Here is a 20,510-nt window from a genome sequence, read left to right on the forward strand (position 1 = left end):
GGACTGCAAAAGTAGGGCAAGTTTACCCCCATGTCAAGTACCTGTTAAAAGAAAGTGGTTAACAGTTGAAGACTTTATTTGTTAACCACTTTCTTTCAGTTAGTTAAGGCACGAAAAAAAGTTAAACTTTTTTTAGCAGGTGGTTCTTTTTACCCTTTGAAACCAGCAAATAGCGGTCCTGAAGCCATTCAAGGGCCAATGAAGCAGCTGGATCATTTACTTTCGTCTTGTTCAAACTGACCGCATTTTGGCTAATTGCGCGTCTGGCTTCGCCTTTAGAAGCATATACTTCTCCCTTTGACCCCACCGATAAAAGGTCAGTAATGTCTTTACAACTGGCTAATTCGTCGGCAGAGACCTCGGTCTGGGGCACTCCTTCAAAGATCACATCAAACTCATCGACAGCGATAGCGCGCAACGTGTCGATAGTTGCTTTGCCAAATAGTACTTCTGATGCTTTCACGGCCAGCTCGTAACCAGCTTCTCCGTGCACCCTTGTGGTTACTTCTTGAGCAATCGCTTTTTGCAATAAACGCAGGTGTGGCGCCTCGGCATGTTCGGCCTCCAGCCGTAGTATCTCTTCCTGACTCAACAGCGTGAAGACACGAATGAGCCGGGGGCAATCATTATCGGCCGCGTTGAGCCAAAATTGATAGAACTGGTAAGGTGATGTAAGATGTGGGTCGAGCCAGACGTTGCCGCTTTCCGACTTACCAAACTTGGTTCCATCGGCCTTGGTTACCAGTGGTGTCGTAAGCGCAAAGGCACGGTCGTCTTCAGCTTCACTACCTCGTTCTTCTTTACGCCGGATAAGTTCGGTGCCGGTGGTGATGTTTCCCCATTGGTCTGAGCCTCCCATTTGCAGACGCACACCTTTATTCTTGTAGAGCCAGTAATAATCGTAACCCTGTAACAACTGGTATGAAAACTCAGTGAATGAAATGCCCGTTTCGAGACGCTTCTTCACTGAATCCTTTGCCATCATGTAATTAACAGTAAGGTGCTTGCCCGCTTCGCGCAGGAAGCCCAGGAATGAGAACTCCTTAAACCAATCGTAATTGTTGACCATTTCAGCCGAGTTGGGCGCATCGCTAAATGCCAGAAACTTCTCCAACTGCTTCTTAATCCCTGCCTGATTGAGCCGCAACGTTTCTTCCGACAGGAAATCGCGTTCAGCTGCTTTGCCGGATGGATCACCAATCATACCTGTTGCTCCACCGACCAGTGCGAATGGCTTGTGCCCGGCGCGCTGGAAATGCACCAGTAGCATAATGGTAGCCAGATTGCCAATGTGGAGTGATGCAGCCGTTGGGTCGAAACCAATATACCCGGCGGTCATTTCTTTACTGAGTTGGTCTTCGGTACCGGGGGTCATGTCGTTGAGCATGCCCCGCCAGCGGAGTTCTTCAATGAAATTCATGAAAGTTCATTGGCGAATGAGTAAACGAGCGAATGAGCGAATGTTTGGCCACTTTAAAAAATGCTGCTGCAAGGCGGCGCCAAACATTCACTCATTTACTCATCCACGCATCCACTCATTAAGTTATGGAAGTAAAAGTGACGAGTCGCCGTAGCTGAGAAAACGGTAGTCGTGGCTAAGCGCTTCTGTGTATATAGTACGCCAGGCATCTCCGACCAAGGCGGCAATCAGCAGAATGAGCGTTGAGCCCGGCTGGTGAAAATTAGTGACGATGCCCTTGCACATTTTCATCTGGTAGCCCGGTGTGATATAGATGGCCGTGTGCGCTGTCAGTAAAGGCAGTTTGTGCTGTTCCATATATGAGCGTACTGTTTCGATGGCATCACTGGCTGATGGCTGCTCTTCCGCAGGTACGTTGTAGGCATATTCCTGATCCAGATAAAACGGATCAGGATGGTTCTTCATCAGTCGAACACCAAACCAGTACAGACTTTCGAGCGAGCGCATCGATGTGGTGCCTACCGGGATCAGGTGATTCAGATGTTTCAGAACGTTCGTTATGTTTTCCCGCGTGTACACAACCTGTTCTGCGTGCATAATGTGTTGTCTGGGGTCATCGGCCTTAATGGGCTGAAACGTACCTGCGCCAACGTGTAACGTGAGGGCATCATGACCAATGCCGCGTTCGGCCAACGTACCCAGCACCCCTTTAGTCATGTGCAGGCCGGCAGTAGGCGCAGCAACGGCTCCTTCCTTTTTGGCATACACGGTCTGGTAGGTGTGGCTATCAGCAGCTATGGGCTCCCGTTTCAAATATGGGGGCAATGGCATCTGGCCAGCCTGCTCGATCAGTTCGGCGAAGGTTTCATCGTCGGGTTGCCAGGTAAAACGAATCAGGCTTTTCTCAGCGTCTTCCCACTCGGCAATCAGAACAACCTCACCAAAGGTTAGCAACAGGGTTTCACCTTCCCGCCATTTTTTGCGATTACCGATCATGCACTGCCAAACAGCACTACCCTTGTCGAGCATCGCCTCGCCCACGGGGCGATCGGCGGGCATTGGGTTGAGCAGGAACAGTTCGATGGTTGCGCCGGTCGATTTGGTAAAGAGCAACCGGGCCGGAATCACCTTTGTGTTATTAAAAACCAGAAAGCTATTGGCGGGTAGCAGATCAGGGAGGTCGTAGAACCGGCGGTGGCTTATCTGCCCTTCCTTATAGACCAACAGTTTCGACTGGTCGCGTTCAGGAAGCGGAAACCGGGCAATGCGCTCGTCGGGCAGATCGTACTGAAACTGGTCGAGACGAAGATCAGGCAACATGGTCTACGGGTGGTTTCATCATCAGCCGAATGGGCAACGATATAATAACGATAGCGATGATGGCCGTACTGGCGGGCAATAACCAGCCATAATCATTTGAATCGGCGTTTATATTACTACGATTCAGAAAGGACAGTACCATCAGGCCAAGGGCTAAAATGGTATTGAATGCGGCCGATAACGCGTAAAACCAGCTTACATACACATCGGCCAGTTTTTTGCGTTGCCCTTCCCAGGCAGTAGGATTCGGATTTGGAATCTTCTCGGCCGGTAATTTTGGAAACAGGCGCGCAACGGCATTTGTTATGACATAAACCAGAATAAAAATTCCGATGCTCACGTAGAAAATGACCTCCCGGCTCAGATACTGTACGGCCTGACCGGCATCATTGAATCGAAAAGCTACTTCACCAGGATACGATATATAGCTGCTCATCAGAAGGCCTACAAAACCGATGATAGACAGTATTCGCCAAGTGCGAACAAAAAAAGAACCAGCGCGCATAAGTACGGTGTAACGACGTGTTGTTAATGGGCCGCAAAGGTACTTTTGCGGCACCGCATTTAGCGAGTTAACCTTGATTTCACCCAAAAAGTCTCCATGAAAATATATACACGAACCGGCGATGCTGGTCAGACATCGCTTATCGGTGGCCGCCGCGTAAGTAAAGCCGACCTACGGATCGATACCTACGGCACCGTTGATGAGCTGAACTCGTGGATTGGCCTCCTGCGCGATCAGCCCGTCAATGCCAATCGCCGGCCGTTACTGAAAGAAATTCAGGATCGGCTATTCACAGCCGGAGCCGAGCTCGCTACTGACCCGGAGAAACCACCCCGTCAGGCTATTCCAGCTATTATTGAGGCAGACATTGTTCGTCTGGAAGATAACATGGATGCCATGGACACGGAACTACCTGAGCTACGAAAATTCGTTTTGCCCGGTGGCCATGCCTCTGTTTCATTCGCCCATCTGGCCCGCACGGTATGCCGCCGCGCCGAACGTCTGGCCATAGGCCTCAACAACGTGTCGCCGGTTGATCCGCTGGTGATAACGTACCTGAACCGGCTATCCGATTACCTCTTCGTACTGAGCCGAAAAATGGCGCAAGACCTTGCCGTAGACGAAGTAGCCTGGGAGCCGAGGGTGTAGATAGAGTTTACTGTTTTCCGTTTACTGTTGCGCCGCTACGTCATGTTCGTTAAAGCGAGCAACAGTAAACAGTAAACAGTGTCTATTCCCTTCCCAGCATAATCCGGTCGACGGAATAGAAATTGGATTGTTGGGTCCAGACGAGGATGAAGAAGATGACGGAGTAGATCAGTTGCGAAGCGACTACATCCCATTTCTGTTGAAACGACGTACCTACCATCAGCGCCATCATCAGCAAACTGGCCGCTACGAGCGTATAGCGCGTAAATAGGCCAATGGTAAGCAGAATGCCAATAATCAATTCGATGTAGGAAAGCACCGTACCGAAGGCATACACCAAAAACGGAGGCAGAGGTGTTTGGCTGAAATCGGCAACCATCTTATCGCGAAATCCGCCAGCGCCTTTCAGGAAGCGAGGAATAGCGTGGAAGGTGAAATTTACGCCCATTGTTAGCCGCAATAAGAGATAGGCCAGGAACTGATCAGACATTTTCATACGTCAATACACTTTAAGGTACAACGTCAATACGGCCTCTTTAGCCATTCGGTACAGAATTTGTTTAGTTTTCGGCTAACCTCATGAGAATGAGTGCCCCTTTTTTTTACATTTGTTGTCAAAGCAACTAAATAAGAGTCGAGAGTCAATAGTGGGTAGTCGATAGTCGCGTTTCTGATTAACAAATCTGTATTTTGGCCAAGCAACTACCGACTACCCACTATTGACTCTCAACTCACCAAGACCATGACTACTGACTTGCTTCAAATTGAGATGCAGAAAGCCTCGCAGAGCCGCATCAAGGAGGTTGACTTCAATAATCTGCCCTTCGGTAAGCACTTTGCCGATCACATGTTCGTAGCTGACTACGTCGATGGTCAGTGGACCGACCTACGGGTGGTGCCGTTCGGCGATTTTTCGTTCAACCCAGCGCTCTCGTCATTGCACTACGGACAATCAATTTTTGAGGGCATGAAAGCCTACAAGAATGACGCTGGTGAGGTGCTTATGTTCCGTCCGATCGACAACTGGGCGCGCATGAACGAGTCGGCCAAGCGTATGTGCATGGCAACGATCCCTGAAGAGGTGTTCATGGGTGGTCTGGAAGCGTTGCTCCGCACCGATGCTGACTGGGTGCCTAATCAGCCAGGCAGCTCGCTGTATATTCGTCCATACATGTTTGCTACAGATGTGTATCTGGGTGTTGCGGCATCAAAAACATATCGCTTCTGCATTTTCACCTGTCCGGTAGGCGTGTATTATTCGAAACCGCTGAAGGTGAAGGTTGAAATGAATTATATCCGCTCGGCACCGGGTGGCGTGGGCGCGGCCAAATGCGCGGGTAACTATGCCGGCTCTCTGTACCCAACTTTACAAGCACAACAGGCCGGATACGACCAACTGCTTTGGACCGATGCAACCGAGCATCAGTATTTTGAAGAGTCGGGCACGATGAACGTAATGTTCGTCATCGACGGCAAGCTGGTTACGCCTGCGCTGTCAGACTCGATTCTGGACGGTGTAACCCGCCGAAGCATTGTTGCCATTGCAAAAAGCTGGGGCATGACCGTTGAAGAACGCAAAGTGTCGATCCGTGAAGTGATCGATGGTATTGACAACGGCTCACTCACTGAAGCCTTCGGAGCTGGTACGGCCGTTGTGGTATCACCGTTCCAGGTGATTGGTTACGAAGGAAAAGACTATATGCTCCCAGAGCGTGCCCCCGCCGATTCGTTTGCGGCTCGGGTTAAAGATTACATGAGCGACCTCCGTACGGGTAAAATCGAGGACACCTTCGGTTGGACGTATAAAGTTTAAAGGAGAAACGGGAGAAACGAGAAAGGGAGGAGAGGGTTGCTTTCGCTAGCGTAACTGCTGACGCGAAAGCAACCCTCTCCTCCCTTTCTCGTTTCTCCCGTTTCTCCTCTTTTTCCCTTTCCTCCTTCTTCCTATCTTCGTCGGTATGAGGTCATTCGTAATCTTCGCCGCATTATTCACGCTAACAGCCTTCCGTGGCGATAAGCCAGCGTATCTGTTCTATACCCAAACTGGTAAATCCACTTCTTACGAAAAGCTGCTGAAAGAGGCGGCCGGAGCTGACGTGGTGCTATTTGGCGAGCTGCACAACAATCCAATCTGCCACTGGTTCGAACTTCAATTAGCCAAAGACCTGGCCGCCCAGTTGGGTACGAACCTGGTGTTTGGCGCTGAAATGTTCGAGGCCGACAATCAGCAGGCGCTGACCAGGTACGTTAGTGGCCAGACATCTGATAAAGAATTCGCCAAAGAAGCTCGTCTGTGGCAAAACTACGATACCGACTATCGCCCAATCGTTGATCTGGCGCGTGATAAAAAACTGACGTTTGCCGCCACCAACGTACCCAGACGTTACGCCAGTCTGGTGTCCCGTCAGGGATTGGCTGCGCTCGACACCGTATCGGTTGCCGGCAAGCAGAACATGGCGAAACTGCCCTTAACCGTTGATCTGACCCTTCCCGGCTACAAAGGCATGCTGGAGATGATGGGCACTCACGGTGGGTCAACACAAGGCGGACCACAGGTCGAGAACTTTGCACGGGCGCAGGCACTGAAAGATGCAACGATGGCGCGATTTATTCTGGAGAATGGCCAGTTTACAGGCGCTAAATCAGGCCGAACCGTTTTGCATTTCAACGGCGATTACCATTCTAAGAACTTCGAGGGTATTGTCTGGTATCTACGTCAGCAGCAGCCTAACCTGAAAATCGTGACCATTTCATCCGTTGAGGGCGAGAACATAGCGAAACCGCAGGCCGATTGGAAAGGCCTTGCGACCTACGTGCTGGCCATCCCCGGCGACATGACGAAAACGTACTAACGCTCTTCCAATTTCATTTCCGGATGTTGATAGGCAACGTTTTTGTCATCCCGACCGGTCCTCCGGTGCGGGCAGGAGAGATCGTGGCGTTCGTTCAGAAGGCGCTTGGCACTTTTAACCGGTACGCCACGATCCCTCAATTCTTCGGGATGACAAAGCGTTGCTTATTTTAGACTACTCAACAATTAAACTGGTCAAGCACTAGGTATATGCTCATCGCCTGTATCTCGATTTATCTTCTGTCTAACATCGCGATTGGGGCGTGGGCAGCACGACGGGTAACCACCTCGCAGGATTTTGTGCTGGCGGGCCGGGGCCTATCACTGGCGTTGGCCACGTCGGTCACGTTTGCTACCTGGTTCGGGTCAGAAAGCATTATGGGTGCTCCGGCCAAATTCGTGGAAGGTGGCGTACTGAGCATCATCGAAGAACCGTTTGGCTCGGCACTGTGTCTATTTTTAGTCGGAGCTTTTTTTGCGCGTCCGCTTTACGAGCAGAACATCACTACGTTTTCCGATTATTTCCGAATCCGATTTGGTCGCTCGGCAGAACTGGTCAGCGCGGTGATCATGATTCCTTCCTATTTCAGCTGGATTGCCGCCCAGTACATAGCCATTGGCATTGTACTGAACGTGGTCATGGGCATTCCGATGGCGTGGGGCATCATTGCCAGCGCTACCATCGTAATGATTTACACCTTGCTGGGAGGCATGTGGTCCATCTCGATCACCGACTTTCTGCATAATCTCATTATTATTCTGGCTCTGCTGGTGCTGGCTTTCGTGCTGTATCCGCAGGTGGGCGGCATCACAGGAGTGACCGCGAAGATGCCCGATAACTTTTTCCAGTTTCTACCACCAGCCAGTTTAAGCGGGTGGGCAACGTACCTAGCAGCCTGGATGACGATTGGGCTAGGAAGCATTCCGCAACAGGATATTTTCCAGCGAGTGATGTCGGCCAAATCAGCACGGGTGTCGGTGCAGGCATCGTACCTGGCATCTGGATTGTATTTGTCGGTGGCTGCACTGCCCCTGTTCATTGCACTAGCGGCCCGGTTGCTACACCCCGATCTGGCGGGGGCGGACGAGCAAAGCCGTCAACTAATCATCCCGAACATGGTGATGCGGCACGGGAGCCTTCCCCTACAGATCCTCTTTTTTGGGGCACTCACGTCGGCCATTCTAAGCGTATCGAGCGGCGCGATTCTGGCTCCGGCTACTGTTTTCGGCGAGAATATCCTGAAGTTCTTCCGGCCTAATCTCACTGATAGTCAGTTGCTGAAATCCATTCGCTGGGCCATTGTCGTGATCTCGGTTATCTGCGTAGGCATGACGTTGCAACGCACCACCAGTATTTTCGACCTCGTGGGCGAATCATCGGCGTTCAGTCTGGTGTCGCTCTTCGTACCGCTTACGGCTGGCATTTACTGGAAACGCGCTACCAACCAGGGCTGCTTATGGTCAATCGTGCTCGGTTTCGTCGTATGGCTACTCTGCCTTTGGCTGGAAACGACTTTTCCACCCATGCTTTGGGGTCTGATTGCCAGCAGCGTTGGTATGGTTGGCGGGAGCTTGATTAAGAGATGATACTTTTCTGACAATGACCACCGTCAAAAAATTAGCTATAAAAAGGCTGCTCGATGTAGCCTAGGTACGTTGTGGGCAGCATAGCGGTATGATGTTCCTGAATAGCGGCGGCGACGCTGGGGTACATAGCCAGGTCGGTTAGCTCATCAACAGGTTTCCAGAGTACGCTTTTGGCAGTCGTGTGAACTGGGTTCAGCGTGGGTTCGCCGCTGAACAATTCCCCGAAAAAGACACAGTGTAGTACGTCTTCCTTCTGATTCGGCCTAGTTACAACGCCACAGAACAGCATATTGAATACCTGTATCTCAATGCCAAGCTCCTCCATCAACTCGCGTTCAAGAGTAGCTTCGAGGTCTTCGCCGGGGTCGGGATTGCCACCGGGCAACGCAAAAACGTCAGTGTCGCCATAGCGATACTGCATCAGCAAAACGGCATCATTACGAAGAAGAACAACAGCGGGGCGAACGGTCATTTAACGTTAATTGATGTTGGGGAATCAGCGTCGGCAAGATAAAGCGGTATCATTCCGGCGCGGCACCATTAAATTAATCAATTCTGCGCCTTTACAGATAAATAAACTCCGATTTCCTCATGAAATTTTTAGCCATTGCGCTGCTCGTCAGCCTCACCTATACCACCTACGCCCAGGATGCGGTACTGGTCTTCTCCCGAACAAAAGGGTACCGCCATGCCTCGATTGGCGCTGGAAAAGTCGCGCTGATGAAAATGGGACAGGAAAACAAGTTCCGGGTCGACACTACGGAAGATGCCAACATGTTCACGTATGATAACCTGAAAAAATACAAGGCGGTCATCTTCCTCAGCACCACCGGCGACGTACTCGACAGCCTGCAACAGATCGCTTTCGAGAAGTACATCAAGAAAGGTGGCGGGTACGTTGGTATTCACGCGGCGGCCGATACGGAATACAAATGGCCTTGGTACAACGAATTATGTGGTGCGTATTTCCTGAGCCACCCCAAACAGCAAGACGCCGAAGTCGAGGTAATTGACAAGAAACACCCGTCAACGAAAGACCTGCCCGATCGCTGGAAACGATTCGACGAGTGGTATAGCTACAAAAGCATCGTTGCCGGACCAACCGTACTGGCCAAACTCGACGAAAAAACGTATACGGGCGGTGCCAACGGCGATAACCACCCCATTGCCTGGTATCGCAAATTCGACGGTGGCCGGTCGTTCTACACCGGCATGGGCCACACAGATGCCTCCTATGTTGACCCTCTCTTCGTAGGTCACCTGCTCGGCGGCGTCAAGTGGGCAATGGGCAAGGCGAAGTAGTTATTGGTTGACTGGTTGGCTGGTTGCCTAATTAGTTGCCTGAGTTAATCAACCAATTGACCAGCTAACCAATCAACCAGTCAACCAGCATCACCGCCTGAACACCATGGCTTTCCCCTCTACCGGTACAACAAACCGCTGGAGGGGAATTTTTTGTTTCAGGAGTTCTTTCGTCAGGTCGTCGCGGGGTTCGAAGAGGCCGTCATCGCCCTGCTGGAAGGTGCCGAAATGAATGCCAACGGTTTGCGGTTGTCCCAAATCGTTGAACGCCCGGACGGCATCGATCGGCGACATATGAACGGGCGCCATAAACCACGTTGGCCGGTATGACCCAATAGGCAACATTGCCAGTTTGATTGGGCCAGTTTCACTGATCTCGGCCTGCCGGACAATCTTCGGAAACAGATCGCCGTAGCCCGTATCGCCCGCGAAATAAATCGTGCCAAATCGGGTATGCAGCAGATAGCCCGCCCAAAGCGTACGGTTCCGGTCGCCCATGCCCCGGTTGCTGAAATGGCGCGCTTCGGTGCAGGTGATCGTAAGCTTGTCCGAAAGCACCAGCTTGTCGTTCCAGTCCATCTCTTTGGTAGCATTACCCCCTACCTTTTTAGGTAAGTACGACACACCCAATGGCGTCACCATCGGTGGGTTAAAGTCCTTCGCTAGTCGCTGTAACGTAACCAGATCGAGGTGATCGTAGTGACAATGACTCAGCAGTACCGCATCGATGGGCGGCAGGTCTTCGTACCGGATTCCAGGTGGACGGCGGCGTTTGACGCCCAGCCACTTCGTAGGTCCAACCTTAGGCGACCAGACTGGGTCGGTCAGGATATTCAGCCCGTCGATTTGAAGCAGAAAACTGGAATGCCCAACGAACGTTACCACCAGGCTATCACCGAAGACCCGCGTTTGTGGTTTCGGACCCGGTTGCGCGTCGGGCATATCAAGCCAGGGGCCTTTATCCCGGTGTAGCAGCCATTTCAACAGGCCACCTTGCCGCTCAACAGCCGGACCGGTATTGGCGAATTTCTTCCCATTAAAATGATCGGTAACCGGTCCTTTGTAGCGCGGAGCACAGGCGGTAAAAATGAGAAGGAATAGCAGGTACGTATGCTTCATGCGGTAGATAGTAATGGATGTAGTGAAGCTCCAGCTCTGGGTACGTAATTGACTTACGCCCGAAGCTGGAGCTTCAGGATACTCTAGTTACAGCGTAGCCATGTCGATCACAAACCGATAGCGCACGTCGCCTTTCAGCATTCGTTCGTAGGCTGTCTGAATGTAATCCATTGGAATCACTTCTACGTCGGAAACGATGTTATGTTCGGCGCAGAAGTCAAGCATTTCCTGGGTTTCAGGCATACCGCCCGTATTTGAACCAACTATGCTTTTCCGACCACCCAGTAAACCAAATACGCCTATTTCAGCTGGTTTTGGTGGGGCACCCACGCAGATCTGGACACCGTTGGTTTTCAGCAAGCCCAAATACATATTGTAATCGTGCGGTGCCGAAACCGTATCGACAATGAAATCGAACGTGTTCTGTACAGTTTTCACTTGCTCGGGATCGCTGGTCAGCACAAACTTGTGTGCACCCAACCGGTGAGCATCTTCTTCTTTCGATGGCGATGTGCTCAGCAGGGTTACTTCAGCGCCAAACGCTACGGCGAACTTAACGGCCATATGGCCAAGCCCGCCCAACCCTAACACAGCTACTTTGTGGCCTGCACCCACTTTCCAGTAGCGCAACGGCGAATAGGTTGTGATACCGGCACATAACAACGGAGCTACAGCAGGCAGGTCGAGCGACTCGCTGATCTTCAGTACAAAATCCTGATGCGCCACCATTACGTTCGAATAACCACCGTACGTTGGCGTTTTCTTGTCCTGTTCGTAGCCGTTGTAGGTCTGTGAGTTACCGTTCAGGCAGTACTGCTCCAGGCCTTCTTCGCAGTTTTCGCAGTGCCGACATGAGTCAACAAAACACCCGACCGCTGCCAGATCACCTACGTTGAACTTGGTCACCTGATCACCAACAGCCGTTACGCGACCTACTACTTCATGCCCCGGAACCATTGGGAACACCGAGTTTCCCCACTCGCCCCGAACCTGATGAAGATCGGAGTGGCAAACGCCGCAATAATGAATATCGAACTGAACATCGGTCGGTTTCAGATCCCGCCGTTCAAATTGAAAAGGGGCCAGAGGCGTTTCTGCGTTTTGCGCCGCATATCCTTTTGCTTCAATCATAATGGTTTTGTGTAGTTAAGTACGTTAATGAAAGCGGTATACAGTATTGGCCATACCCGTCGGTTACTAAACCACGACCAGGGCCTGATGGTTACCCGCAACAGGGTCTCTATTTCCGCGCCAGCCAAGCAACCACAGCCAGACAAGCACCGAACCAGGCGAACGGCAGGCGAAGATCAACGATGGAAAGCAACCCGAAAACGAGTGTGGTGCCAAAGCTGGCCAACCCCTGCATGGCCTGGTTGAGACCGAATATTTCGCCCCGGTCAGTATCAGTCGTTTTCTGCGCCATCAGCCCTTCGATCAACCCCTGAATAAGTGAGTACGTGAGGCAGTCTATAGTTATGATGACGTACAGCCATAGCTTCGATGTCCCTACTAAGCCGTACGACGCCAGCACAGGTACCCCTACCAGCGCAAACCAGAAAATAGCCCGGCGCTGATTGATCCGGTCGGCCAGAAAACCGTAGAAACCGTAGCTGATGGCCACGCTTAAGCCGCCGAAATACATGAAGAAGTACGAGATGTCTTTGGCGTCCATCTTCAGTTCACCCAGGCTGACATACGCTACGAAGTAGTTGTAATAGCCGATGGCACCGGTCAGGGCTACCTGCATCAGTACGAGCTTCAGCAAGCCGGGATGTTCCTGCTCTTTCTGCCGAAGCCGGGTTACTATACTTCCCACATTCAACGAGCGAACCAGTTCAATCTTTAGCTCTTCCCGCGCTACCCCACCCGGATTAGGATGGGTTTCGCGCAGCAAAAAACTTAGCAATACGTTCAGCGCCGACAGCCCCACGGCCATCGCTACCACGTATCTAGCCTGTTCAACCGGGTCGGTGAGGTCGAGGGTGGTGATGAGCAGACCCGCTACTGCCGGGCCGATGACGAAGCCAAGCGAAATGATGGCCCCTTCAATGCCGAGGTTGCGGAATAAGGCCTCTTTGGGCGAAATATCCGTGATGGCCGAGCGAACCGTGGCGTATAGCCCGTTAGTCAGCCCGTCGCTGAACCGGTTGGCTAGTTGCCAGCCCATCCGCACGGGCACTAACATACAGTCGGCAATGAACGTACCTACCGATGAGAGTCTGAAAATGGGCTTGCGGCCGTAGCCGTCAGAGAGTTTTCCCAGCAATGGTGCCGAGATCAACTGAACGCCCAGGAACAGGGCTGTTCCCAGTGCCAGCCAGAGTTGCGGTTGCGCATGACCACGCACGAACTGAGGCAGTACCGGCCCAATAATAGAACCCACTACAACATCAATAAAAATAATGGCGTAGATGTGGAGCAGGTGACGGTCTTTGAACATGGGTGGAATCAGTCGTAAGTAGGTAAGTCGTAAGTGGCGCTGCTTAGTTCAACCACCTGCCCGAGCGCCGCCCTCTTCGGCCACAGTTACTTCTGATTCTCGTCCTTTGTTTCGTTAGCTGCATCCTCGGGAAGCGTGGCAGAGCGGTAGGCCAGTACGCCTAATGCCAACGCGTAGAAGGCAAAAGGAGCGCGGGGATCAACAGCCGTCAGCAACGTAGTAGCCACCGCCGCCGTGAAACTAGCCACACCACCCAGCGCCTGCGTATCGCCAAAAACACTTCCCTGTCCCTCTCCTTTCGCGGCCAGTTGCGACGTAATACCTGCAATCAAACCAGCCAGCAACCCGATAGTCAGCGAATCAACAGCGCCGGCGATGTAGAGCATGAGCACGCTACCACCCGCGAATGCATACAGGCCCATGACCCCAATACCAGCAATGGCTACTACGACCAGCGCTTTTTTCTGATCGAGGCGCTTCGCGATAAACTGGAAGAAAAGCAGGTTGACTACGACTGTTATGAGGCCGTAATAAATAAAGAAATATGATGCCTGCCGGGCTGTCAGCCCAAGATCACCCACAATGAGGTAAGCAATGAAATAGTTGTAATACCCGAGCGCCAGCAACGAAAGCAATTGCAGGATGTACAAGGCCTTGAATCCTTTCAGCTTTTCGTCAACATCATCTAATTGTTTCCACAGCGTTTTCACTTTCAACGCGTTGAATGCCTTCATCTTTAGCTCCTGCGGATCAATTGGCTGCTTTTCTTTATCGTTCGTTTCCTTGAAGACAAGGGTCAGAATGATGTTCAGCACCGCCAGAATGCAGCCCATGATCACCAGCGGAATGGGGTTGAACCGGGCCTGGGGCAACGAAATGATAAGCAAACCGCCAATAGCCGGCCCAAATATGGCCCCCAGCGCCGTAATGTTTCCCTGAATGCTGGTTTGCTGTGTCACGTCGTTGTCTTCGGCTGTATCGACCACCGCCGACCGTAATACCGACGACATGCCGTTGGTGGTACCTTCAGCAGCGCGGTTTCCCAGATACCCGAACACATTGACCGGAAAGAGCAGAAATGAAGCCAGAAATGACCCAATGGCGGTTCCAATCAGAACAGGTCGGCGACCAATTTTGTCGGACAACGTACCCAGCACAGGCGATGTTATCAATTGTAATCCCAGCAGCAACGCCGACCCCGCCATGACCCACACCTGCCTGGCTGACAGTGCTTCGGTGTATTTATTGAATAAAGGGCCCAGGCCCCCAGCCACTACGGCATCAATGAACGTGATAGCGTAAATCAGGCCAAGTCGTGGGTTCTTAAACATGTATCAGGTACGTTACGGTCGATTAAACGGTCTACTGATTTAATAGACCTCTTAACTACGTAACGTGTAGCAACATCAAAACGCCTGACTACTTTACAAAATGACCGTTGCCCTATTAACCTGTTACGCTCATCTGCTCAGGCACACCACCGGGCTGTTGCTTACCTGCATGCACCGTGTACCGAAGAGAGCCCATGTCTGAACCATCCCTGACTGTAAAAGGTGTTGAACAGGTGCCCCCAACGTAGCCAGTGTTCAACCTTCGGCGCTTCGGTCAGAAACTCGGAAAAAGGCTAGCAAGCTGCATTCGGTTTAAATACCACCTACTTTTGCCCTATGCAGCAGCAACTCGATTCCTGGATTCGCGCCCTCGTCCGGTGGTTTGGCTACGTACCCAACCGCGACCTGTCGGGCTGGATCTTACTGATCATTTCCATCATCGCCGGCGTCGGGATCACCTTTCTGCTGGTGCAGATTACCCGGTTCATTCTTCGGCATCGCTACGAACCGGTCTTATCCTTACTCAGAACGTACCTGCGGGTGGCGTTCTATTTCTGGTTACCGTCGCTATTTTTTCTGATGGGTACCAACCTGCAGAGCGATCGGTTTATCCGGCGTCATCCTGTAGCCGACAAAAGTGCCGAGATTCTCTTTTTGCTGACCAGCATCTGGCTGGCCCTGCGGCTGTTGAAAGTAGGCGAACTATTGCTGGTACGCAGTTACGACATCAGCAGCGATGCCAATTTATCGGGCCGAAAGTTCGTCACGCAGGTCCAGTTTTTTCGGCGTATCCTGTCAACTCTGATCGTTTTGATTGGCTTTTCGTTACTGCTTCTCAGTTTTCAGGGAAGTCGGAAAGTGGGGGTCAGTGTGCTCACGTCGGCGGGTATCGTATCGGTACTGGTGGGGTTTGCGGCGCAGAAATCGCTGGGAAATCTCTTGGCGGGCATTCAAATCGCCTTTTCGCAGCAAATCCGGCTCGACGATGCCGTAGTGGTCGAGAACGAGTGGGGCCGCATCGAAGAAATAAACCTGACCAACGTGGTGGTCCGCCTCTGGGATCGGCGGCGGTTAATTCTGCCCATCACGTATTTCGTGGAAACGCCGTTTCAGAACTGGACGCGCTCAGACGCTACCATTACGGGGGCCATTATGCTCTACCTCGATTACAACACACCGATCGAGGCCATTCGCGAAAAAGCCAAAGCGCTGGCCGAAGCCGACCCGCTCTGGAATCAGCAGGTATTTGTGGTGCAGGTGACCGATACCACGCCAACGAGCATTGCCGTCCGGATTCTGGTATCGGCCAACGACGCGCCGTCGGCTTTCGATCTACGCTGCCATATCCGCGAAGCTATTATTGCGTTCCTGCGCGATGAGCACCCCGAAAGCCTGCCGCAATCGAGGGTTATTCTGCACGAAAGTGGCCGGAACGTACCTGGCCCAACGATAGCAGCGCAACCACCGGAAAACAATCAGAATCTTAACACATAGTACTGGCACACAAACCGTTGCCCAAACTCGTCGATTGTTCGCTGATGAGTTGGCTCGAAGCCATTTCGTTCGTAGAAGCGCATAAGTGCCGGACGGGTAGCATCGGTTTCCAGCTGAATTTCGTGAATACCCCGTAGCAGGCATTCCGTTTTGCAGAAATCGAGCATAATCTGAAACAGGTTCTGCCCTGCAAACCGCCGCCGTATAGCCACTTTATGAATCAGCCCAACCGTATTGGCCGGCACGTCGGGGTAATACAGCGGGTCTTCCCATTGCAGAATAAACGTCGCCGCCGGTTCATCATCGGCATACATGACGTAGCAATTACCGCGCGTGTAGTCGTCGATGAGGTTGGCGGCCGTGAGCGTATCCGGCGCCCACATCATCTGCCCGCCGTCGACTAGCCACTGCCCTACTTCCCGGACAATGCGTAAAAACTCGTCGGGCTTATCGTTGTGGAAGGTATAGGTCATTCCCTGTTTTCGATTAGTAGTTTATGCTGTCGACTCTTTCTGCAGGTTGCTTTCACATGAACAGGCTTCGCGAGTCGTGCGAAAACAACCTACAGCAAGAGTTAGCTTAAAGAGTATTGCGCCCCTACTTCACACCCACCACGTTACTTAAACCTGATACGCCGTTTTCGTTGAAGGCCTCGATGGCAAAATAGTAGGGCACGCCCACATTCAGCGCCCGTAGTTCGAACTTGTTGGGCTGATCGCTCCAGAACTGGTAGGTCTGATACAGTTTATCGGGGGCAATGCCCCAGCGGATATTATAGCCCGTGGCCGGATCGCCGGACCGGCCAGGTACAACATCCGTTGCGGCGTTCGTCCAGGTCAGATCGGCGTTTCGCTGGTCTTTCTGGCGCGTGGCGGTCATGACTGGTGTGGCAGGCACCTTCCCCGACCCGTTACCAAACACTCGGAACGCGTTGATAGCCAGCGTTGGTCCGGCCACATACACGTGCTCGTAGCGAACGTACCTGGCGCGCACCGGTTTACCATCGGCGCGGGCAGGAATCTCTACGTAGGCACAGGCATGGTCTTTCTTGGGCTCTTTTGTCAGGTCAGCCACCACATCGAATGTCTTCCCATCGGTAGAGGTCAGAATTTTGAACTGCGTGTAGACCGTCGAATCCGAGTCGAAAATGGTTTGTTTGTAATCGATGTAGTCGACCTGTACGGCCCGAATATCGCGTACAGCCCCCAAATCAGTAGTGAGCGTTTCGCCCGGTCGGTTTTTCCCGGCCACCCAGAACGTGCGCGGATTTTCATCGGCAACGCGCTCCGCGTTCACTGTGTCAGTCGGTGCTACGGCTAACGTTGAGGAAGCAACCACTGTTTTTTTATAATTGAGCAACATCCAGCCCGTAAACAGTTCGTCGCGGTTTTGCAGGGGTTTCGTGGGCAGGAAGTGCGGATAATCACCGAAGCGGGTGTTGGCATACATCTGCCCGTCTTTATCGAAACCGGCCGGGTTCATCACAATGCGGCGTTCCATGCCCCAGTTGTAGCCAATCCAGGAGGTACCGGTATTCCAGTAGTTGCCGAAGTTGTCCTGGAAGGTGTTGCCATGCCCGCAGCCCGTGGCAAATCCACCCGGCTTATAGGCCACTGGATTATAGGGCGCGTACTCCCACGGCCCCAGTGGACTTTTGCCCACGTAGGTTCCGTTGCCGTAGACATTATATTCGGTGCCTGGCGCGCCATATTGCAGGTAGTAGGTTCCGTTGTGTTTGGTCATCCAGGCACCTTCGGTAAACGGCTTGAACGGGTCTGAATGGTTGGGACCGAAACGTTCCCAGCCGTGTTTGTACGGGTCGAGCCAGAACATAGCCTTGTACGCTTCGGCCGGGTTATTCCCCGCATAAGTCAGGTTACGGCTTTTATCGAGTTCGGCCCCAAAAATCGGATACACGTTCGAGGAGCCCCAGTACATATACCACTTGTCGGTATCGTCGTCGTGGAAGAGCGCCGGGTCCCAGGGGCCGATATCTTTCGGGAGGCGCGGCAACCAGCGGTTCAGGAATTTGAGTTTGCCTTTTTCCGGTTCGGTCGAATAGAATATGGGCCGCTGCTCAAACGTGCTTTGGAACAGGTAGAGTGTATCGCGCACCGACAGCGCTGCCGGGGCACACATATCTTCCATCGGCCACTTATCAGGCACAATGTAGTTCCAGTTGATGAGGTCTTTGGAATGCCACCAGCCACCCTGAATAGTTACGAAAAGGTAGTATTCTTTTTTGTGATTGATAATGACCGGATCAGCGCCAGACCGGTACGAAATCTTCTCGTTCAACTGCTCGAAGTTATACCGATAGCTGATGTCCATCGGGTTGCAGTAGGTACGTTGCTGTCGGGGCTGGGCCATACCGGGAGCCAGGCAGACTTGTAGCAGAAAGAGGAGGATAAGGATACGCATGCGATTCAGGTGGGGTTTGCCCGTAAAAGGCGTTACGGTTTTGGCTTTACTTCGAGGGTACCCCTAAATGCGACATGATCGAATAGAAGTAAGTTGAACACCCAATCACATCCGTCATAACTCCGTTTGCTTCCCGCCGCCACGGGCCGGATATTTGCACCCAACTTTTACTGATCTGTTGCCTACTGTGCTCCACACACTCCCTATTCAGTTGCTGACCGCCCTGCTGGGCCTGCCATTTATGGCGTTCGGGCTACTGTTTGGGTCGGGTAACCGCTCTTTAGCAGGTTGGGTCGCCGTTTGCACCACCTTGCTGGGACTGGGTATTAGTCTCTATGCCCTGCCCACACCTCCCCACACCCAGATTTGGTCAACCGACTGGATTCATTTCCAGCAGCTAACGGTTAGGCTCGAATTTAGGCTCGACGCCATCGGCAAAATGATGCTTGTGCTAGTGCATGGTGTTGCCCTGCTGGTGCAGCTTTATTCACTCAGCTACATGCACGACGACGCCCGCAAGGGTCGGTATTTTGCTTATTTACAATTGTTTGTCGGGGCCATGCTCGGTATTATACTGGCCGGCAATCTGGTGATTTTATACGCTTTCTGGGAACTGGTCGGGCTGGCATCACTGCTCCTGATCGGATTCTGGTACGACCGCCCGGCTGCGGCGGCTGCCGCCAAAAAAGCATTTCTGATGAACCGCATTGGCGATGCCGCTTTCCTGCTGGGCATTCTGATGACGTACCTGAACACCGGCTCGTTTGACTTCGGCACCGCGCCGCTACCGACCATTGCGGGTGTCTGCCTGTTTATGGGTTGCGTGGCCAAATCGGCGCAGTTTCCGCTGCTGACCTGGTTGCCTGACGCCATGGAAGGGCCAACGCCTGTCTCCGCGCTGCTCCACGCTGCCACGATGGTAGCCGCCGGTATTTTTCTGCTGGCCCGCATTCACCCGATGCTCTCGCCCGATGCCCTGCTGACTATTACGCTGGTAGGTACGTTGACCACGGTTTGGGCTGGCTTTTCAGCCCTGTTCCAGTCTGATATTAAACGCGTGCTGGCTTTTTCAACGATCTCACAACTGGGCCTGATGGTGGCGGCAATGGGCACCGGCAATGTGGGTGGTGCCCTCTTTCACCTGCTCACGCACGCTTTCTTCAAAGCGGGTCTTTTCCTGGCGGCGGGCAGCGTCATTCACGCCGTTCACACGCAGGATATGCACCAGATGGGTGGCCTCCGGAAAGCCCTGCCCCATACGTACCTAACGTACCTGATCTGCGCGGCGGCACTGGCGGGCGTTCCGCTTCTGTCTGGTTTTCTGTCGAAAGAAGCCATACTTGGCGGTGCATTCGGTTGGGCCGACGAACGCGGCTGGCTGGCCCGGGTAGTCCCCATTACGCTGCTCCTGTCGTCTGGGCTTACGGCCGTGTACATGGCCCGCCAAGTCCGGCTGATCTTTTTTGGCCAGCCAACGAATACTACCGTACTCAGCCCCCACGAACCCGACTGGCTAATGCGCGGGCCGGTCTGGCTGCTCACAATCCTGTCGGTCGGCTTCTGGTTTTCGCTGAATCCACTGTCGGCGCATTCTAGCTGGGTGGTACAGGCTATTGGCCAAACGCTGCCCGAAGGCGGACCGGTCTGGCTGGCACCGGTATCGATTGTGCTGGTTGGTCTTGGTGGCTGGCTGGGCTTCCGGCTACGCGAACCAGCCGCAGACAGTCAGCTGGCGCAGGCTTCGCAGCAGTACGGCTACCTCGACCAGGCTTACCAACGAATTATAACCGGACCTACCCTCTGGCTGGCCTCGCTTGTGACCCGCACCGACCGGCGGGTAGTCGATGGCGTAGTTGACGGTATTGGCCTTGGCACCGTTATGCTGGCCCACCTGATCCGATTCCTTGACCGCTTCGGAGTTGATGGACTGGTAAACGGAGCCGGTAAAGTTGCCATGGGGGTTGGTCAATTAACCCGTTCCGTGCAGGGCGGGCGAATACAGACATACATCGCCACAGCGCTGGCCGTCGTGATTTTAGTACTTTGGCTACTGCTTTGATAACCGTTACACC

General features: G+C 52.8%; 18 protein-coding genes. 7 read left to right on the top strand and 11 right to left on the bottom strand.

What is annotated here, in order from left to right:
* Positions 1 to 121: 121 nt before the first annotated feature.
* The 3 genes from tyrS to J2I46_RS14175 form a co-directional block, all read right to left on the bottom strand.
* The gene (gene tyrS, locus J2I46_RS14165; protein ID WP_207329703.1) at positions 122 to 1,420 is read right to left on the bottom strand and encodes a tyrosine--tRNA ligase; all 1,299 of its coding nucleotides are present in this window, start codon (positions 1,418 to 1,420) and stop codon (positions 122 to 124) included.
* Between the two features lie 123 nt (positions 1,421 to 1,543).
* Positions 1,544 to 2,740 (bottom strand): S-adenosylmethionine:tRNA ribosyltransferase-isomerase, encoded by a 1,197-nt coding sequence (locus tag J2I46_RS14170; protein WP_207329704.1) that lies wholly within the window; start codon positions 2,738 to 2,740, stop codon positions 1,544 to 1,546.
* Positions 2,730 to 3,245, bottom strand: coding sequence for a hypothetical protein (locus J2I46_RS14175; RefSeq protein ID WP_207329705.1), 516 nt, complete (start codon positions 3,243 to 3,245; stop codon positions 2,730 to 2,732). The genes J2I46_RS14170 and J2I46_RS14175 overlap by 11 nt, the downstream gene beginning before the upstream one ends.
* A 96-nt stretch (positions 3,246 to 3,341) precedes the next feature.
* Here J2I46_RS14175 and J2I46_RS14180 point away from each other — a divergent pair, with 96 nt between their 5' ends.
* Positions 3,342 to 3,893, top strand: coding sequence for a cob(I)yrinic acid a,c-diamide adenosyltransferase (locus tag J2I46_RS14180; protein WP_207329706.1), 552 nt, complete (start codon positions 3,342 to 3,344; stop codon positions 3,891 to 3,893).
* An 82-nt stretch (positions 3,894 to 3,975) separates the two neighbouring features.
* Here J2I46_RS14180 and J2I46_RS14185 read toward each other — a convergent pair whose 3' ends face one another.
* Positions 3,976 to 4,389: a DoxX family protein gene (locus J2I46_RS14185; protein WP_207329707.1), complete on the bottom strand. Its 414-nt coding sequence runs from the start codon at positions 4,387 to 4,389 to the stop codon at positions 3,976 to 3,978.
* A 246-nt stretch (positions 4,390 to 4,635) separates the two neighbouring features.
* On the opposite strand from J2I46_RS14185, the gene J2I46_RS14190 reads away from it, so the two are divergent.
* The 3 genes from J2I46_RS14190 to J2I46_RS14200 all read left to right on the top strand — a co-directional run bounded on the left by J2I46_RS14190 (position 4,636) and on the right by J2I46_RS14200 (position 8,331).
* Positions 4,636 to 5,706: a branched-chain amino acid aminotransferase gene (locus J2I46_RS14190; protein WP_207329708.1), complete on the top strand. Its 1,071-nt coding sequence runs from the start codon at positions 4,636 to 4,638 to the stop codon at positions 5,704 to 5,706.
* A 145-nt stretch (positions 5,707 to 5,851) separates the two neighbouring features.
* Positions 5,852 to 6,745: a ChaN family lipoprotein gene (locus J2I46_RS14195; RefSeq protein WP_207329709.1), complete on the top strand. Its 894-nt coding sequence runs from the start codon at positions 5,852 to 5,854 to the stop codon at positions 6,743 to 6,745.
* A 209-nt stretch (positions 6,746 to 6,954) separates the two neighbouring features.
* Positions 6,955 to 8,331 (top strand): high affinity choline transporter 1, encoded by a 1,377-nt coding sequence (locus J2I46_RS14200; protein WP_207329710.1) that lies wholly within the window; start codon positions 6,955 to 6,957, stop codon positions 8,329 to 8,331.
* Between the two features lie 31 nt (positions 8,332 to 8,362).
* Here the strand turns inward: J2I46_RS14200 and J2I46_RS14205 are convergent, their stop codons facing one another.
* The gene (locus J2I46_RS14205) at positions 8,363 to 8,803 is read right to left on the bottom strand and encodes an NUDIX hydrolase (RefSeq protein ID WP_207329711.1); all 441 of its coding nucleotides are present in this window, start codon (positions 8,801 to 8,803) and stop codon (positions 8,363 to 8,365) included.
* 119 nt (positions 8,804 to 8,922) lie between these two features.
* On the opposite strand from J2I46_RS14205, the gene J2I46_RS14210 reads away from it, so the two are divergent.
* Complete coding sequence (locus tag J2I46_RS14210; RefSeq protein ID WP_207329712.1) at positions 8,923 to 9,633, top strand: ThuA domain-containing protein; 711 nt, start codon at positions 8,923 to 8,925, stop codon at positions 9,631 to 9,633.
* 90 nt (positions 9,634 to 9,723) lie between these two features.
* On the opposite strand, the gene J2I46_RS14215 is transcribed toward J2I46_RS14210, so the two are convergent.
* From J2I46_RS14215 to J2I46_RS14230, 4 genes are all read right to left on the bottom strand, one after another.
* Entirely contained in the window at positions 9,724 to 10,752 is a 1,029-nt protein-coding gene (locus J2I46_RS14215; RefSeq protein WP_207329713.1) for an MBL fold metallo-hydrolase, read from the bottom strand.
* Between the two features lie 87 nt (positions 10,753 to 10,839).
* On the bottom strand, positions 10,840 to 11,883 hold the full coding sequence (locus J2I46_RS14220) for an NAD(P)-dependent alcohol dehydrogenase (RefSeq protein WP_207329714.1): 1,044 nt from the start codon (positions 11,881 to 11,883) through the stop codon (positions 10,840 to 10,842).
* Between the two features lie 109 nt (positions 11,884 to 11,992).
* The gene (locus J2I46_RS14225; protein WP_207329715.1) at positions 11,993 to 13,192 is read right to left on the bottom strand and encodes an MFS transporter; all 1,200 of its coding nucleotides are present in this window, start codon (positions 13,190 to 13,192) and stop codon (positions 11,993 to 11,995) included.
* An 86-nt stretch (positions 13,193 to 13,278) separates the two neighbouring features.
* Positions 13,279 to 14,523: an MFS transporter gene (locus tag J2I46_RS14230; protein ID WP_207329716.1), complete on the bottom strand. Its 1,245-nt coding sequence runs from the start codon at positions 14,521 to 14,523 to the stop codon at positions 13,279 to 13,281.
* A 336-nt stretch (positions 14,524 to 14,859) separates the two neighbouring features.
* Between J2I46_RS14230 and J2I46_RS14235 the strand changes: the two genes are divergently transcribed.
* Complete coding sequence (locus J2I46_RS14235; RefSeq protein WP_207329717.1) at positions 14,860 to 16,017, top strand: mechanosensitive ion channel family protein; 1,158 nt, start codon at positions 14,860 to 14,862, stop codon at positions 16,015 to 16,017.
* Here the strand turns inward: J2I46_RS14235 and J2I46_RS14240 are convergent.
* Positions 15,999 to 16,490: a GNAT family N-acetyltransferase gene (locus tag J2I46_RS14240; protein WP_207329718.1), complete on the bottom strand. Its 492-nt coding sequence runs from the start codon at positions 16,488 to 16,490 to the stop codon at positions 15,999 to 16,001. The genes J2I46_RS14235 and J2I46_RS14240 overlap by 19 nt on opposite strands.
* 124 nt (positions 16,491 to 16,614) lie before the next feature.
* On the bottom strand, positions 16,615 to 18,438 hold the full coding sequence (locus J2I46_RS14245) for a family 43 glycosylhydrolase (protein WP_207329719.1): 1,824 nt from the start codon (positions 18,436 to 18,438) through the stop codon (positions 16,615 to 16,617).
* 241 nt (positions 18,439 to 18,679) lie between these two features.
* Between J2I46_RS14245 and J2I46_RS14250 the strand changes: the two genes are divergently transcribed.
* On the top strand, positions 18,680 to 20,497 hold the full coding sequence (locus J2I46_RS14250) for an NADH-quinone oxidoreductase subunit 5 family protein (protein WP_207330129.1): 1,818 nt from the start codon (positions 18,680 to 18,682) through the stop codon (positions 20,495 to 20,497).
* Positions 20,498 to 20,510 lie beyond the last annotated feature (13 nt).

This window comes from Fibrella forsythiae (assembly GCF_017353175.1).
Lineage (GTDB): Bacteria > Bacteroidota > Bacteroidia > Cytophagales > Spirosomataceae > Fibrella > Fibrella forsythiae.